14 protein-coding genes are annotated in these 14960 nt (G+C 66.7%); 9 read left to right on the top strand and 5 right to left on the bottom strand.

Annotation, left to right across the window (positions count from 1 at the left end; translation table 11 throughout):
- Positions 1-45: 45 nt before the first annotated feature.
- A complete protein-coding gene (locus ACEPA4_RS01360; RefSeq protein WP_053498765.1) occupies positions 46-495 on the bottom strand; it encodes a hypothetical protein in 450 nt (149 codons plus the stop codon).
- Between the two features lie 275 nt (positions 496-770).
- On the opposite strand from ACEPA4_RS01360, the gene rocF reads away from it, so the two are divergent.
- The 3 genes from rocF (at position 771) to ACEPA4_RS01375 (ending at position 2421) form a co-directional block, all read left to right on the top strand.
- Positions 771-1691 carry an arginase gene (rocF, locus tag ACEPA4_RS01365; RefSeq protein WP_262089793.1) on the top strand — a complete coding sequence of 307 codons (921 nt, stop codon included), beginning with the start codon at positions 771-773 and terminating at the stop codon, positions 1689-1691.
- A gap of 163 nt (positions 1692-1854) precedes the next feature.
- A complete protein-coding gene (locus tag ACEPA4_RS01370) occupies positions 1855-1992 on the top strand; it encodes an entericidin A/B family lipoprotein (protein WP_005407710.1) in 138 nt (45 codons plus the stop codon).
- Positions 1993-2199: 207 nt separating this feature from the next.
- On the top strand, positions 2200-2421 hold the full coding sequence (locus tag ACEPA4_RS01375) for a CsbD family protein (RefSeq protein ID WP_004153772.1): 222 nt from the start codon (positions 2200-2202) through the stop codon (positions 2419-2421).
- Between the two features lie 73 nt (positions 2422-2494).
- Here ACEPA4_RS01375 and ACEPA4_RS01380 read toward each other — a convergent pair whose 3' ends face one another.
- The gene (locus ACEPA4_RS01380) at positions 2495-3295 is read right to left on the bottom strand and encodes a hypothetical protein (protein ID WP_262089794.1); all 801 of its coding nucleotides are present in this window, start codon (positions 3293-3295) and stop codon (positions 2495-2497) included.
- A gap of 108 nt (positions 3296-3403) precedes the next feature.
- On the opposite strand from ACEPA4_RS01380, the gene ACEPA4_RS01385 reads away from it, so the two are divergent.
- The 4 genes from ACEPA4_RS01385 (at position 3404) to ACEPA4_RS01400 (ending at position 8053) form a co-directional block, all read left to right on the top strand.
- Complete coding sequence (locus ACEPA4_RS01385) at positions 3404-4699, top strand: tryptophan--tRNA ligase (RefSeq protein ID WP_065178978.1); 1296 nt, start codon at positions 3404-3406, stop codon at positions 4697-4699.
- 204 nt (positions 4700-4903) lie between these two features.
- Positions 4904-5206 carry a hypothetical protein gene (locus tag ACEPA4_RS01390; protein WP_032954673.1) on the top strand — a complete coding sequence of 101 codons (303 nt, stop codon included), beginning with the start codon at positions 4904-4906 and terminating at the stop codon, positions 5204-5206.
- A 156-nt stretch (positions 5207-5362) separates the two neighbouring features.
- On the top strand, positions 5363-6295 hold the full coding sequence (locus ACEPA4_RS01395; protein WP_065185635.1) for an MBL fold metallo-hydrolase: 933 nt from the start codon (positions 5363-5365) through the stop codon (positions 6293-6295).
- A 105-nt stretch (positions 6296-6400) separates the two neighbouring features.
- Entirely contained in the window at positions 6401-8053 is a 1653-nt protein-coding gene (locus tag ACEPA4_RS01400; RefSeq protein WP_053498772.1) for a M28 family metallopeptidase, read from the top strand.
- 73 nt (positions 8054-8126) lie between these two features.
- Here the strand turns inward: ACEPA4_RS01400 and ACEPA4_RS01405 are convergent, their stop codons facing one another.
- Both ACEPA4_RS01405 and ACEPA4_RS01410 read right to left on the bottom strand, forming a co-directional pair.
- The gene (locus tag ACEPA4_RS01405) at positions 8127-8426 is read right to left on the bottom strand and encodes a hypothetical protein (protein ID WP_065185670.1); all 300 of its coding nucleotides are present in this window, start codon (positions 8424-8426) and stop codon (positions 8127-8129) included.
- A gap of 67 nt (positions 8427-8493) precedes the next feature.
- Complete coding sequence (locus ACEPA4_RS01410) at positions 8494-9828, bottom strand: MFS transporter (RefSeq protein ID WP_005420583.1); 1335 nt, start codon at positions 9826-9828, stop codon at positions 8494-8496.
- A 223-nt stretch (positions 9829-10051) separates the two neighbouring features.
- Here ACEPA4_RS01410 and yedA point away from each other — a divergent pair, with 223 nt between their 5' ends.
- Both yedA and rarD read left to right on the top strand, forming a co-directional pair.
- Positions 10052-10957 carry a drug/metabolite exporter YedA gene (gene yedA, locus ACEPA4_RS01415; protein ID WP_005420582.1) on the top strand — a complete coding sequence of 302 codons (906 nt, stop codon included), beginning with the start codon at positions 10052-10054 and terminating at the stop codon, positions 10955-10957.
- The gene (rarD, locus tag ACEPA4_RS01420; RefSeq protein ID WP_065185636.1) at positions 10954-11850 is read left to right on the top strand and encodes an EamA family transporter RarD; all 897 of its coding nucleotides are present in this window, start codon (positions 10954-10956) and stop codon (positions 11848-11850) included. The genes yedA and rarD overlap by 4 nt, the downstream gene beginning before the upstream one ends.
- A gap of 120 nt (positions 11851-11970) precedes the next feature.
- Here the strand turns inward: rarD and ACEPA4_RS01425 are convergent, their stop codons facing one another.
- Positions 11971-14796, bottom strand: a complete 2826-nt coding sequence (locus ACEPA4_RS01425; RefSeq protein WP_065196034.1) for a TonB-dependent receptor — start codon at positions 14794-14796, stop codon at positions 11971-11973.
- Between the last annotated feature and the right edge of the window lie 164 nt (positions 14797-14960).

Genomic DNA, 14960 nt, shown 5'->3' on the forward strand with positions numbered 1-14960 from the left:
CGGCGTGTCTAAGGGGGCAGCGCGGTGCGCGTTGCCCCCGTTCCGCTACTGCTGGTTCACCGGGTCATTTCCCTTCTTGTAGGTGTAGCCGGTGACGTCCCAGCCGCCGCCATGGCCGGAAGAGGGTTCCACCCAGGTGAATTCCCACGTCTGGATGGAACCGTCGGGAAGCAGGTTTTCCACCCGGTAGATCTCACCGGGAATGCCCTGGTCTGGCAGTTTTCCAGGTATCGATTCATCCGAGCGTGCAGACGCGCGGCCTACGGAGACTGCCTGTCGTTCCACCTGTACGTTGCCGTAGCCCTGGGGAGCGAACGACGGCTTTACCCGCTGCGCCACCCAGTCGAGTACCTGGCGTGCGCCTGCCGTCTGCATGGGATACGCATCGGAGGTCACCGTATGCGTGATGCGTTGCGAGGGTGCACTGGCAGCGGCGGGAAACAGTCCGCCCAGGGCAATTGCCAGTACCGCAAGTCCATTGAGTGCATGTTTCATGCGCGTGGAGCTCCATGATTGAGGAAGTGAGGCGGCACCTTCAGGGTGCCTGCGCAGCGTGGACACAACAACAGCCTTGCGTAAGAGGCGAAACCGACCGGGATGTGAGGTGGATCGCGGAAGGTCCAATTCCTGACGACCCAGCGCTGGAATGCCTGACCGGATACGGCTGGCAGGCCGCGGCGATCTGACCCATGCCCTGCTGCACCGCCGCGAGTGGTGTCACACAGCTCTGGCTAGACTGTGCTTCTTTCTCCGCACCGCAGGAGGCACCCATGGCCCATCCCATTTCCGTATCCCTGATTGGCGTTCCCACCGATGTCGGTGCGGGCCATCGCGGCGCACGGCTGGGGCCGGAGGCGCTGCGCGTGGCGGGCCTGCCGGAGGCGCTGGAAGCGCGCGGCGTGGACGTGCGCGACGTGGGCAACCTGGATGGCCCGCGCAACCCGTGGACCGCGCCGGTGGAGGGCTACCGCCACCTGGATGAGGTGGTGGCCTGGAACCGCGCACTGATGAAAGCCAGCTACGCCGAGCTGCAGGCCGGGCGCATGCCGATCATGCTCGGTGGCGACCATTGCCTGGGCATCGGTTCGATCACCGCCGTTGCGCGCTGGTGCCGCGAGCAGGGGAAGAATCTGCGCGTGCTGTGGCTGGATGCGCATTCGGACTTCAACACCAGCGATGTCACGCCGTCGGGCAACATCCACGGCATGCCGGTGGCCTGCCTGTGCGGCCTCGGCCCGGACGCGCTGACCCGTCTGGGCGGCAGCGCACCGGCGATCACCCCGGCGCAGATGCACCAGATCGGCATCCGCTCGGTGGACCCGGAAGAGAAGCGCCTGATCAAGACCCACAAGGTGGATGTCTATGACATGCGCTACATCGACGAGAACGGCATGAAGCGTGCCGTGGAAGCGGCGCTGGCCGGCATTGATGAGAACACCCATCTGCATGTCAGCTTCGATGTGGATTTCCTCGACCCCAGCATCGCGCCGGGCGTGGGCACCACGGTGCCGGGCGGGGTGAACTACCGCGAGGCGCAGTTGGTGATGGAAATGATCGCCGACACCGGGCGCATGGGTTCGTTGGACATCGTCGAGCTCAACCCCTTGCTGGACAAGCAGAATGCCACCGCCGAACTGGCCGTGGACCTGGTGGAAAGCCTGTTCGGCAAGTCCACCCTGATGCGCGACTGACCGCCCCCTGCTGAACGGATCGCCGGACCGTTCACGCCCGCTCCACGCCCCTGCCGCCAGATTGCACTTCACGCGGCGGCAGTGGGCATTGGTGCCCTCCCGCCGAGCGAAAGAATCCCATCCGCGAATGAAGCGGTATAGCGGCGAACCCAAGGAGAAGCCCATGAAGCGCGTAGTTGCCCTGATGCTGTTGTCGATGTTCTCGGTGGCCCTGCTGGCCGGTTGCAACACCGTGGCCGGTGCCGGCAAGGACGTGCAGAAGGCCGGTGAAAAGGTTGAGGACGCCGCCAAGGGCCGTTGAGCCTGAAGTGGAACGGAAAGCAAAAAGGCCGGGGGGATCTCCCCGGCCTTTTTGCTTGCGCGTTTTTCTGCAGCGTACGTGTCGAAGCGTAGTGAACCATTCAAGCAGGTGAGCGTGCATTTCATTGCCGGTTGACCGGTACTCAACAGCGACTGCGCGAAGCTGGAGCCACGGTAAGAACGCCGTTGCAACCAAGGACTCCCAGCAATGAACAAAGACATCATTTCCGGCAAGTGGTCGCAGCTGAAGGGCAAGGCCCAGGCCAAGTGGGGCGATCTGACCAACGACGACTTCGATGTGGCCGAAGGCAATGCCGAGTATCTGGCCGGCCGCCTGCAGGAACGTTATGGCTGGGCCAAGGACCGCGCGGAGAAGGAAGTGCGTGAGTTCCAGGACGCGGTGAGCAAGGACTACCCGGACTACAAGTAAGCGCTTCGGTTTCCCCCACATCACGACGCCCGCACCGTGAGGTTGCGGGCGTCGTGTTGTCTGCGCGGGACGATCAGCGGGCCGGAGGGTCCGGCACGTAGCGGTTGGGGAACGCCTGCGGTTCGCGCGGCAGGCGCGAGGGCGCATCGACCAGGATGCCGCGCGCACGCAGGTTGCGGGCACTGTCGTAGCGCAGCTGCAATACCTGTGCAGGGCTGCGGCTGGCACGTTCGAAGTCGGTGTCGCGTACCGAGGATTGCTCGCGTGCGCCATGGCCGGTACCCAGCGCCGGGGCCTGCGACTTGCTGGCGAAACCCTCGATGCGGCTGGCACTGGCGTCGGCCGCCGCTTCGGCCTGTGCGGCTGGAGCCGGCGGCGGCAGGCCACGGCGCAGGATCGGCTCGGGGCGCCAGCGACGCGCTTCCTCGAACACGGCCACGCCGACCACACCGATGTTGTCCGGGCGGCCGGTGCGGCTGGCATAGCTGCCGCTGGGGCTGCTGAACACGAATTGCGCCACTTCGTCCTGGCTCTTGCGCCAGCCGGTGATGTCGGCGCGCTGGCCGGGATTGAGCACGTAGCCGGTCTGCGAGGGATCGGCATCCTCGCCGGAGATGGCGTTGACGCCGTCCACCGACAGCACTACCAGTACCCGGCGAGGGCTGTCGTTGTACAGGCGCACGGCGTAGCGGTGGCCGCGCTCGCCGGCCACCCAGCGCTGGCCCTCGGCGGGGTAGCTGCGCAGTTCGGTGCCGCGGTCGCGGTCGACCAGGGCCATGCGCACGGGGCCGCCGTCGTACACCGGCGGCGGCAGGGGAGCCGGGCGGAAACCGGCCAGGGGCAGGATCAGCAGCAGGGGCAGCAGGCGTTTCATCGGGCGTCTCCAGCGGGGTTGCGTGAATGAACGCGCCGCAGGCCCTGACGGGGTTGGTGGCGTGCAAGGTAAACTGGCCCCGTTCATCGAAGGTTACCCCACGCAGTCATGACGACCCGAGTCCTTACCGGCATCACCCCCTCCGGCACGCCCCACCTGGGCAACTACGTTGGCGCCATCCGTCCGGCCATCGCGGCCAGCCGCGCGCCGGGGATCGAGAGCTTCTTCTTCCTGGCCGACCTGCACAGCCTGATCAAGTCGCAGGACCCGCAGCGCACCCAGCGCGCGACCCTGGAGATCGCGGCCAGCTGGCTGGCCTGCGGCCTGGACCCGGAACACGTGTGGTTCTACCGCCAGAGCGACATCCGCGAGACCACCGAGCTGATGTGGTTCCTGACCGCCATCGCCAGCAAGGGCATCCTCAACCGCGCGCACGCCTACAAGGCGGCAGTGGACAAGAACCGCGAGGAAGGCGTGGACGAGGACGCAGGCGTCAGCGCCGGTCTGTTCATGTACCCGGTGCTGATGGCCGCCGACATCCTGATCTTCAAGGCCAACCAGGTACCGGTGGGCCGTGACCAGATCCAGCACATCGAGATGGCACGCGATTTCGCCCAGCGCTTCAACCACGTGTACGGCAAGGAGTACTTCCCGCTGCCGGACGTGGTGATCGATGAGCAGGTGGCAACGCTGGCGGGCCTGGATGGCCGCAAGATGAGCAAGAGCTACCACAACACCATTCCGCTGTTCGTGCCGCGCGAGGAGCTGAAGAAGCTGGTGTTCTCGATCCTGACCGACTCGCGCGCACCGGGCGAGCCGAAGGACACCGAGGGCTCGGCGCTGTTCCAGATGTACCAGGCGTTCGCGACGCCGGAACAGACCGCGGAATTCGCCAGGGCCTTCGCCGCCGGCATCAGTTGGGGCGACGCCAAGCAGCAGCTGTTCGAGCGTATCGACAGCGAGCTGTCGCCGCTGCGCGAGCGCTACAACGCGCTGATGGCCGAGCCGGAGAAGATCGAAGCGCTGCTCAAGCGCCGTGGCCAGCAGCTGCGCGAGCAGCTGGCGGCACCGCTGCTGGACGAGCTGCGTCATGCGGTGGGCCTGCGTGACCTGTCCAGTGCCGGTGACATCGCCAGCGAAGATGCCGGCGTGGCCCGCGTGGCGCCGCCGCAGTTCAAGCAGTACCGCGAAAAGGACGGCCGCTTCTACTTCAAGCTGACCGCCGGTGACGGCACGCTGCTGATCCAGAGCGAAGGCTTCGATTCGCCACGCGATGCCGGCCAGTTGATTGCGGTGATCAAGCAGGCCGAGCAGGGCGACCAGTTGCAGAGCGAGCTGTTCAAGCTGGAAACCGAGGTGGACGCCGTGCTGGCCGCCCTGGCTGCGTTGCGCGAAGCGGCCTGATCGCCGGGCCTGCCTGCCCTTTGTAGAGTCGAGCCATGCTCGACCCGGCTCCGCCTCTGTAGAGCCGAGCCCACGCTCGGCTGCTTTGCTACCCAGCCGAGCATGGGCTCGGCTCTACAGGGAAGACCCCCGCCGGCACGACCGTGGCACAGCACCCATGGCATGATGTCCGCGCGCCTCTGGCGCGATGACATGGAGTCTGCGATGGCCTGGTTGTCGCTGCTGCTGTTCCTGCCCTGGTTCCTGCTGCTGGGCAGCCTGTACTGGCTGTTTCCGCGCCAGCCGCGCAGCGCGCGGCGGCGCCTGTTCGATGGCACCACCCTGGTCGTGGCGTTCGCGCTGAGCATCGTGTCGATGCTGTGGGGCTACCGCATTGGCGTGGTGCAGCCCGGCGCCGGCCCGATCTGGCCGCAGGTGCTGGCGGTGCTGTATGCCTATGGCGCGTTCCTGGCGGTGCTGGTGCTGGCGTTGCTGCTGCGGCCGCGGTTCGGATTGCGCTCTGGCTGATCGGTAGTGCCGGCCGCTGGCCGGCACATGCATTCTCCCGGCCATCCCGAGGTTGCCGGCCAGCGGCCGGCACTACCCGACCAAAGCCGCATCGAACCCGGGCCGCCTGCGCGCCTACCATGGGCGTCTGTTTCCGAGACTGCCAGGTGCGTGCCGATGACCGCCGATCCCAGCATCCACACCATCGATACCGGCTTCCAGCGCCCGGACTTCGACGCGGCCTACCTGATCGTTGAAAACGGCCGCGCGGCCTTCGTCGACTGCGGCACCGGCCTGTCTGTGCCGGCGATGCTGCAGGCGCTGGTGGACGCTGGCTTGGGCGTGGATGCCGTGGACTGGCTGCTGCTCACGCACGTGCACCTGGACCACGCCGGCGGCGCCGGACTGCTGATGCAGCAGCTGCCCAACGCAAAGGCGGTGCTGCATCCGCGCGGTGCGCCGCACATGATCGACCCGACCCGGCTGATTGCGGGTGCGACGGCGGTGTACGGCGCCGAGGAGATCGCGCGCAGCTACGGCCGCATCGAGCCGATTCCCGAACACCGCGTGGTGGTGGCCGAAGACGGCCACCGCATCGATCTCGCTGGCCGCGAGCTGGTGCTGCTGCACACGCCGGGCCACGCACTGCACCATTATTGCGTGTGGGATGCGCGCAGCCGCAGCTGGTTCACTGGCGATACGTTCGGCATCTCCTACCGCGAGCTGGACAGCGCGCAGGGCGCTTTCATCTTCCCGACTTCCTCGCCGGTGCAGTTCGACCCGGAGGCGATGAAGGCCTCGATCCGACGCATGCTGGGCTACGGCCCGCAGGCGATGTACCTGACCCACTATGGGCGCGTGCAGCAGGTGCAGAAACTGGCCAACGACCTGTTCGAACAGATCGATGCGATGGCCGCGATCGGCCGCCAGTGCGATGGCCGGCCGGACCGCCACCGCTGCCTGCTGGCCGCACTGCAGGCGCTGTACCTGGAACGGGCGCAGCAGCATGGTTGTGCGCTGGACGATGCGGCGGTGATTGCCGTGCTGGCGATGGACATCGAACTCAACGCACAGGGCCTGGCCTGCTGGCTGGATCGCATCAGCAGGTAGATCAACGCGATGCGTGGATGACACAGGCCCAAGCCGCGCCGTGGTGTCACGACCACGTTACACTCTGGTGACTTCCAAGCTAGCCGTGGTACTGCCGTGAATCCGATGCGCGTGTTGCTGCTGTCGTCCTGCCTGTTCGTCGGGGGCCTGGCCCATGCGGCCAACGACCTGCCGGGTGGCGGCATCGATCCGCAGGCACTGTCGCGGCATGTGCGTGTGCTGGCGTCGGATGAGTTCGAGGGCCGCGCACCGGCCACCGAGGGCGAAGAGCGCACGGTGCAGTACCTGATCGAGCAGTTCCGCAGCTATGGCCTGCAGCCGGGCGGCGTGGACGGCAGCTGGGTGCAGCCGGTGCCGCTGGTGCGCGCGCAGCTGGAGGGTGAGGCCAAGGCCAGCCTGTCGCTGAAGCAGGGCAAGCGTGCGCTGGCCAATGGCGTGGACGTGACCCTGCAGAGCCTGCAGCCGCGCAAGCGCGTGCAGATCAAGGATGCACCGTTGGTGTTCGTCGGCTACGGCATCGACGCACCGGAACGCCACTGGAACGACTACAAGGACGTGGACCTGCACGGCAAGATCGCCGTGGTGCTGATCAACGACGCCGACTTCGAGGCCGACGCGCCGGGCGCGTTCGATGGCAAGGCGGTGACCTACTACGGCCGGTGGACCTACAAGTTCGAGGAAGCCGCACGCCGGGGTGCCGAAGGCGTGCTGATCGTGCACGAGACCGCGCCGGCCGCGTATGGCTGGGCCACGGTAAAGAGCTCGGGCACTTCGCCGCTGTTCGACATCGAGCGCGGCCACGCCGAAGCGATGGCGCAGCACACCCCGCTGCGCGGCTGGATGCAGCGCGAGCTGGCCGAGGCGATCTTCGCCGACGCCGGCCTCGACTTCGATGCGGAGAAGCGCAAGGCGATGCGTGCCGACTTCCGCCCGGTGGCACTGGACAACGCGAAATTGAGCGTGGATTTCGCGCTCAAGCGCGAGCAGGTGGTGACCCGCAACGTGGTCGCCAAGCTGCCCGGTGGTGAACATGCTGACGAGGCCGTGATCTTCTCCGCGCACTGGGATGCGTTCGGCATCGGTCAGCCCGACGCCAAGGGGGACCGCATCCGCCGCGGTGCGATCGACAACGCCACCGGCGTGGCCACGGTGCTGGAGCTGGGTCGGGTGTTCGCTGCCGGCCCGCAGCCACAGCGCACGCTGTACTTCGTGGCGCTGACCGCTGAAGAGAAGGGCCTGCTGGGGGCCAGCTACTATGCTGCGCACCCGCTGGCGCCGCTGGACAAGACCGCTGCGGTGCTGAACATCGAGATGTTCAGCCCGGATGGCCCGACCCGCGACATTGCCTCGTGGGGCAAGGGCCGGGTGTCGTTGGAAGGCGATCTGGAGCGCGTGGCCAAGGCCCGTGGCCGCAGCTACAGTCCGGACCCGAACCTGGAAGCCGGCTTCTTCTACCGTGCCGATCACTTTGCCTTCGCCCGCCTGGGCGTGCCGGCGATCACCATCGGCCCGGGCCTGGACAAGCTGGACGGTGGCGTTGAAGGCGGCCGCGCGCTGCGCGAAAAGTACTTCGCCGACTGCTACCACCAGGCCTGTGATGCCTGGACGCCGAGCTGGGACCCGAGCGGCCACGCTGCCGACACGCTGCTGGTCTACGACCTGGGTGCCGAGCTGGCCAACAGCCGCCGCTGGCCGACGTGGGAAAAGGAATCGGAGTTCCGCGGCGCGCGCGACAAGAGCGAAGCGGCCCGCCGCTGAGTAATGCCGGCCGCTGGCCGGCAACTCCCTGCTCTTTCCGGAGGTTCATGAGGTTGCCGGCCAGCGGCCGGCACTACCCGCGCCGTCGCAGCAGCTTCCACGCGCCCCAGCCGCCGGCGGCGAGCGCGGCCAGATAGCACGCCGCCATCGTGCGCAGGCCGACCAGCGGCCCCGCGTTGACGCCGCGATGCAGCCGCAGGTGCAGCGAGCTGTGGCCGCTGCCCAGGTCCATCGCCAGCTGCAGCGCCAGCGCGGCGCAGAACACCAGCAGGGCGATCCCGAAACCCGTGCGCGGCCACGTGGCCTGCGCGTTGGGGCGGCGCAGCACCCAGGCCAATGCCGTGGCTGCGGCCAGCGTCACCGCGATCCACATCAGCGTGGTGGCGGGAGACGTAGCGGCCACCGGCATTGCGCCAGTGGCCGCGATCACGGCAACGCGCTTACTTGCGGGTGCCGTCGAGCCAGTTCGGGCCCTTGTTGGTAAGGAAGAACACATAGACCACCAACGATACCGCGATCGTGGCGGTCACGTAGATGGCGAACCAGTCGACGTGGCCGGTCTTCAGCGCGCCCTGGTACAGCAGCGGGGCGGTGCCGCCGAACAGCGAGTTGGCCAGCGCATAGCCCAGGCCCACGCCCAGTGCACGCACGTGGGTGGGGAACAGCTCGGCCTTCACCACCGCGTTGATCGAGGTGTAGCCGGTGAGGATGACGAATGCCAGCGCCAGGGTCAGGAAGGCCAGGGTGGCGTCATGCTGGTGCGGCAGCTGGGTGATCAGGTACCAGCTGTACAGCACGCCGCCGACGCCGAAGAACACCAGCAGGGTCTTGCGGCCGATGATGTCCGACAGCCAGCCGCCGACCGGTTGCAGCACCATCAGGAAGGCCAGCACGCCCAGGTTGATCAGGGTGCCGGTCATCGGGTCGTTGCCGGCGAAGGCGCTCTGGATCATCTTCGGGCCGTTCACCGAGTAGGTGTAGAAGGCCACGGTGCCGCCAGCGGTGATCAGGAAGCACAGCAGCAGCGGCCGCCACTGGTGCACGAACAACTCGTACATCGAACCGGACTTCTTTGCCTTGCCCTCGCGCGCGGCCTCGATCGACGACTCCGACAGCGATTCGTCCATGCCCCGGCGCAGCCAGAACACCACCACCGCGGCGATGCCACCGATACCGAAGGCGATGCGCCAGCCCCACTCGGAGATCTCCGGCTTGCCCCAGAAGGTCAGCATCAGCAGCAGGGTCAGCTGGGCCAGCACGTGGCCGCCGACCAGGGTGACGTAGTGGAACGAGGACAGGAAGCCGCGACGGCCCGGAATGGCGGCCTCGGACATGTAAGTGGCGCTGGCACCATACTCGCCGCCAGTGGCGAAGCCCTGCAGCAGGCGCGCGAACAACAGGATCACGGCGGCCCAGATGCCGATGCTGGCGGCGGTGGGGGTGATGGCGATGAGGAACGAGCACAGCGCCATCAACGTGACCGAGACGGTCAGCGCCAGGCGGCGGCCGTGGCGGTCGGCGAAGCGGCCGAAGAACCAGGCGCCGATCGGGCGCATCAGGAAGGTCGCCGCGAAGATCGCCCACACGTACAGGGTGGAGTTCTTGTCGTCCGGCGAGAAGAACTGCGATTCGAAGTACACGGCGAACACCGAGTACACGTAGACGTCATACCACTCCACCAGGTTGCCGGCGGAGCCTTTGAGGGTGTTGGAGATCGACCGCCGCAAGGCGGCACGGTCGTTCGCGGGGACAACAGGTTGGGACGTGGTGCTCATCTGGGTGGAAATCCTCGATGCGGCGCGTCCGTGCGCAGGGAAAACGGCGTCCGGCCTTGGGGCGGCGCGGCCGGGCAGCCCTCTTGGTACTGCATCGGCCGTCAACACGGGGTAGCAGACCAGAGCAGGGTGCATGGATGGATGACAGCGTGCCACCGTATGGGGTCCCGGACCATACTCAAAACGTCCTAGAATCCGCCTTCCCCCGGCTCCCTGGTGTGTCATGTCGGCTCCCCCCTCTTCGTCTGCGGCTGCCCCCCGGGGTGGCCTTGTCGCGCTGGCACTGCTGCTGGTCTACGTGGTCTGGGGTTCGACCTATCTGGGCATCGCCAAGGCCCTGCACGGCGGCGCACTGCCGCTGACGATGGTCTCCGGCAGCCGCTTCATCATTGCCGGCGGCCTGATGTTCCTGGCCTTGCGCCTGTTCTGGAAGCTGCCGAACCCGACGCTGCGGCAGTGGCGCAACCTGGTCATCATGGGTGTGACCATGCTGGTGCTGGGCAACGGCATGGTGGTGCTGGCCGAGCGCGAGGTGTCCTCGGGCCTGGCCGCCACGGCGGTGGCCTCGGTGCCGCTGTGGATGGCGCTGTTCTCGGCGCTGCGCGGGCAACATGCCAGCCGTGGTGAGTGGCTGGGCATCGCCATCGGCTTCCTCGGCGTGGTCTGGCTCAACGCCGGCAGCAGCCTGACCGGCTCGCCGACCGGGCTGGTGCTGCTGCTGATCGCGCCGATCGGCTGGGCGTTCGGTTCTGTGTGGGCACGCGGCCTGGACCTGCCGGGTCCGTTCATGACCGCGGCCGGGCAGATGATCTGCGGCGGCGTGCTGCTGGTGCTGATCGGCCTGGCGGTGGGCGAGCGCCCGACCACGCTGCCCGATACCGGTGGCCTGCTGGCGATGGCCTATCTGTGCGTGTTCGGCTCCATCGTCGCGTTCACTGCCTACGTGTGGCTGCTGCAGAACGTGCGCCCGGCGCTCGCGGGCAGCTACGCGTATGTCAATCCGGTGATCGCGGTGCTGCTGGGCGCGCTGCTCAACGGTGAGCGCTTCGGTTGGCGCGACCTGCTGGCGATGGCGGTGATTCTTCTGGGTGTGGTGGTGCTGACAATGGCAAGGACGAGAAAGAAGTGAGCATGGACGAGAAAGAACAACGCCGGGGCCTGCTGGTCACTGCATCCACCTTCGTGATCTGGGGCCTGGTGCCGGTCTATTGGCACCTGCTCAACGAGGTGCCCTCGTTCCAGATCATCGCCCACCGCATCATCTGGAGCACGGTGCTGGTGCTGAGTTGGCTGTTGATCAGTGCGCGCCTGGGCTGGTGGCGGAAGATCGCCGCGCAGCCGCGCGCGCTGCCGATCCTGCTGGTGTCGAGCCTGACCATCGCGTTCAACTGGGGCCTGTACATCTGGGCGGTCAACGCCGGTCATGTCATCGAGACCAGCCTGGGCTACTTCATCAACCCGCTGGTGAACGTGCTGCTGGGCGTGCTGGTGCTGAAGGAACGGCTGCGCCGGCTGCAGTGGGTAGCGGTGGCAATGGCGGCGGTGGGCGTGGCCTGGCTGACCATCGATGCAGGTACGCCACCGTGGATCGCGCTGGGCCTGGCCTGTTCGTTCGGCTTGTATGGCCTGCTGCGCAAGCTGGTCTCGGTCGACCCGGTGGCCGGCCTCGGCGTGGAGAGCATGTACCTGTTCCTGCCGGCGCTGGCGTTTGCGATCTGGGCCGAGAACGGCCACGGCGGTGCGTTCTTCCATGGTTGGGGCTGGCGCAACGACCTGCTGCTGATCTTCGGCGGCGCGGTCACCGCAGTACCGCTGATCGGCTTCGCCTACGGCGTGAAGCGCATTCCGCTGTCGCTGGTCGGCATCCTGCAGTACATCGCACCGAGCCTGCAGCTGCTGCTGGGTGTGTTCTTCTTCCATGAGGCATTCGACACTGCCAAGGCGATCGGGTTTGCAGCGATCTGGGCTGGCCTGGTGCTGTTCGTCGGCGACAACATCCGCACGATGCGCGCCAAGCGCTAGCGCCGGCGGGGATCCGACCCTGCTTCCACGCAAAAAAGAACGGCGCCCCGAGGGGCGCCGTTCTGCTTCCATCCACGGCCAGGAGAGAGGGATGGCCGTGGCGGGAACGCGGTTGCAGGCTTAGAAGCGCTGCTGGTACTTCATGTACATGAAGCGGCCGATGTCGAAGCCACCGTAGTAGGTGAAGCTGCTGTTCGGCTGGCTGTACATGATCGGGCCCTGGTGGTTGAACACGTTGTTCACGCCCAGCGACACGGTGCCATCCCACGGCAGGCTGTAGCGCACCTGCAGGTCGTGGAAGGTGTTGGAGCCCACCTTGTTGGTCGGCGAGGCGCTGGTGTACGACGAGTTGAAGCCCGGCATGTTGCACTCGTCCATGTACGAGCACTTCTCCTTCATGCTGGAGTAGTAGCGCGCGGTCCAGCCGATGCCGAGGTCGCCATACTGCCAATCCAGGTTGAAGGTGGAGCGCACGCGGAAGTCGCCCGCCCAACCGGTACGCTGTTCCACCGGGGTGGTGGCGGCACTGTCGTTGCGCTGCTCCAGATAATCGGTGTAGGTGGTGTTCCAGTTGACGGCGAACTTGCCGAACGCGGTTTCCGGCAGGCGGTAACGCACGTTGATGTCATAGCCGGCAGTTTCGCGGTAGCCCGCGTTGACCAGCGAGCGGTCCAGCGAGTTGACCTGGCCGTTGCTGCCACGGGTGAAGCGGCCACAGGCAGCATCCGAACCCTGCACGTAGCACTGTTCCAGGATGTTGGTGGCCGACTCACCGACGATGGCGTTGTCGATGCGGATCTTCCACCAGTCCAGGCTGACGTCCAGGCCCTGCACGAAGTCCGGGCTGTAGACCAGGCCCACGGTCCAGGTCTTGGCGGTTTCCGGCTTCAGGTCCGGGTTGGAACCCGAGCTGAAATCGGTGGTGGCCTGCTGGCCGGGCTTGGTGGCCACGCTGCCATCGCTGTTGAGCTGGCGGAAGTTGGCCGGCACCTTCAGCGCCTGGCAACGGGCAGCGACGGCCGGGCTGCTGGCGGCGGTGCCGAAGGAGGTATCGCACGGGTCGGTGAACGAGTCGCGACTGCTGACGGTGCCGCCATACAGGTCATCCACGGTCGGCGCACGGAAGCCGGTGCCGTAGGTGGCGCGCACCAGCAGGCTGTCGATCGGCTTCCACTTCAGGCCGAACTTGCTGTTGGTGGTGGAACCGAAGTTGTTGTAGTCCGAGTAGCGACCGGCCACGTCCAGCGACAGTTCGCGGGCGAACGGCAGGTCGGCCAGCAACGGCACCTGCAGTTCCAGGTAGGCCTCGTTGAGCGAGTAGTTGCCGCGGGTCGGCTGGCCGCTGGTGCCGGCGATCTCGCCCTTCTGCACCTTCATGTCCGGCGTGTAGCTGGCCTCCTCGCTGCGGTGCTCGAAGCCCATCGCGGCCAGGATGTCGCCGGCCGGCAGGGTGAACAGCGAACCGGAGATGTTGCCGCTGGCGACCTTGGTGGTGCTCTGCATCTTGTCGACGAAGCGGGTGAACAGGTAGTCCTGCACGTCCTGGTTGCTCAGCGAGCCCGGGCCGGTGTAACCCATCGGGGCAGCCGGGTTCCACGGCACGCAGCCGGCGATCACCGCGCCCGGCGCACCGCAACGGGCCACGTTGCCGTCCATGAAGGACGGGCCGACGGCCAGGTTGACGTGCGGCTGGTACATGCTGCCGGTACCGATGCGCTCGCCTTCGTTGCGGTTGTACATGTAGTTGATGTTCCAGTCCCAGTACCGCGAACCGGTTTCGAAGCTGCCTTCCAGGCCGATGCTGGCGCGCTTGGTTTCCAGGTTGTTCTCGGTGCCGCGCGGCAGCTCTTCGGTGCGGTGCGCGAACAGCGCATCCTGGCCCCACAGGTTGAACGCGCTGTCCTTGGACAGGGCGGCACGGCTGCCATTGCGGGCCTGCGCGGCGCTGACCGAGTACGGGTAGCCGGCCAGGTGCTTGGTCGACTCGCGCTTGCTGTACAGCGCGTCGGCGACGATGCGCAGGTTGTCGGTGATCGAGAAGCCACCGTTGGCGAACACCGAGGTGCGCTCCAGGCCGGTCAGCAGGCTCATGTTCGACTTGGTGTTGGCACCATCGGCCGGGTTCGGCGCATGGAAGTTGCCGGCCTTGCTTGGGTCGCCGCCCGGACCCACGGTCAGGTTCTTGCCGCCGACGGTGACGTAGCCCCACGGCGTGTTGCCGTTGAGGCCATCGTTCGGGTGGCGCGGGCCGTTGGTGTAACGGCTGAACTCGCGGTCCTTGCCCAGCACCTCGTCTTCCTTGGTGCGCTCGGCGCCCACGCTGAACCAGCCGCGCTCGAAGGTCTTGCCGAAGGTTGCACTGTATGCGCGCTTCTGGCCGTCACCCTGGCCGTACTGGCCGACATAGACGCTGGCCTCGCCACCATCGAAATTCTTGCGGGTGATGATGTTGACCACACCGGCGATGGCATCGGAGCCGTACAGCGCGGAGGCGCCGTCGGTCAGCACTTCCACGCGCTCGACGATGGACGACGGGATCGAGGCCAGGTCGGAGTAGCCGCCGGCGCTGACGCCCATGCGGCGGCCGTCGATCAGCACCAGGCTGCGTTCCGGGCCAAGGTTGCGCAGGCTGACGTACATGCCGCCGAAATCGCGCGAAGAAGTCAGCGACGAGGCGCGGCTCATGCTCGGCGCACCGGCGGCAGGAATGTCCTGCAGGATGTCGGCGACGTTGACGTAACCCTTCTTCTCGATCTCGGCGCGGTTGAGCGCGACCACCGGCTGTGCGGTTTCGACACTGGCCTGGCGGATGCGCGAGCCGGTGATTTCGATGCGGTCGAGGTTGGTCGGGGTATCGCCGGCGCTCTGTGCGAAGGCGGGGGTGGTGCAGCTGGCGGCCAGCGCGATGACGATCGCGTTGCGCAGCGGATTGGTTTTCAGGGACATCCGTGAAATCTCGTGTTTCAGTAAAAACATGCGCCCGTTCTATGGGCGCGTGGGGTGCTGCAAACCAACGTGGGGGGCGCGATTCTAGAATGTTTTCATTCGTAACTGTTTGTCTCGACGCCGCTGGAAGTGCGCGAAGATGAATCGCAACCAACAATCCACAG

This window comes from Stenotrophomonas sp. P2112, from assembly GCF_041897515.1.
In the GTDB taxonomy this organism is placed as follows: domain Bacteria; phylum Pseudomonadota; class Gammaproteobacteria; order Xanthomonadales; family Xanthomonadaceae; genus Stenotrophomonas; species Stenotrophomonas sepilia.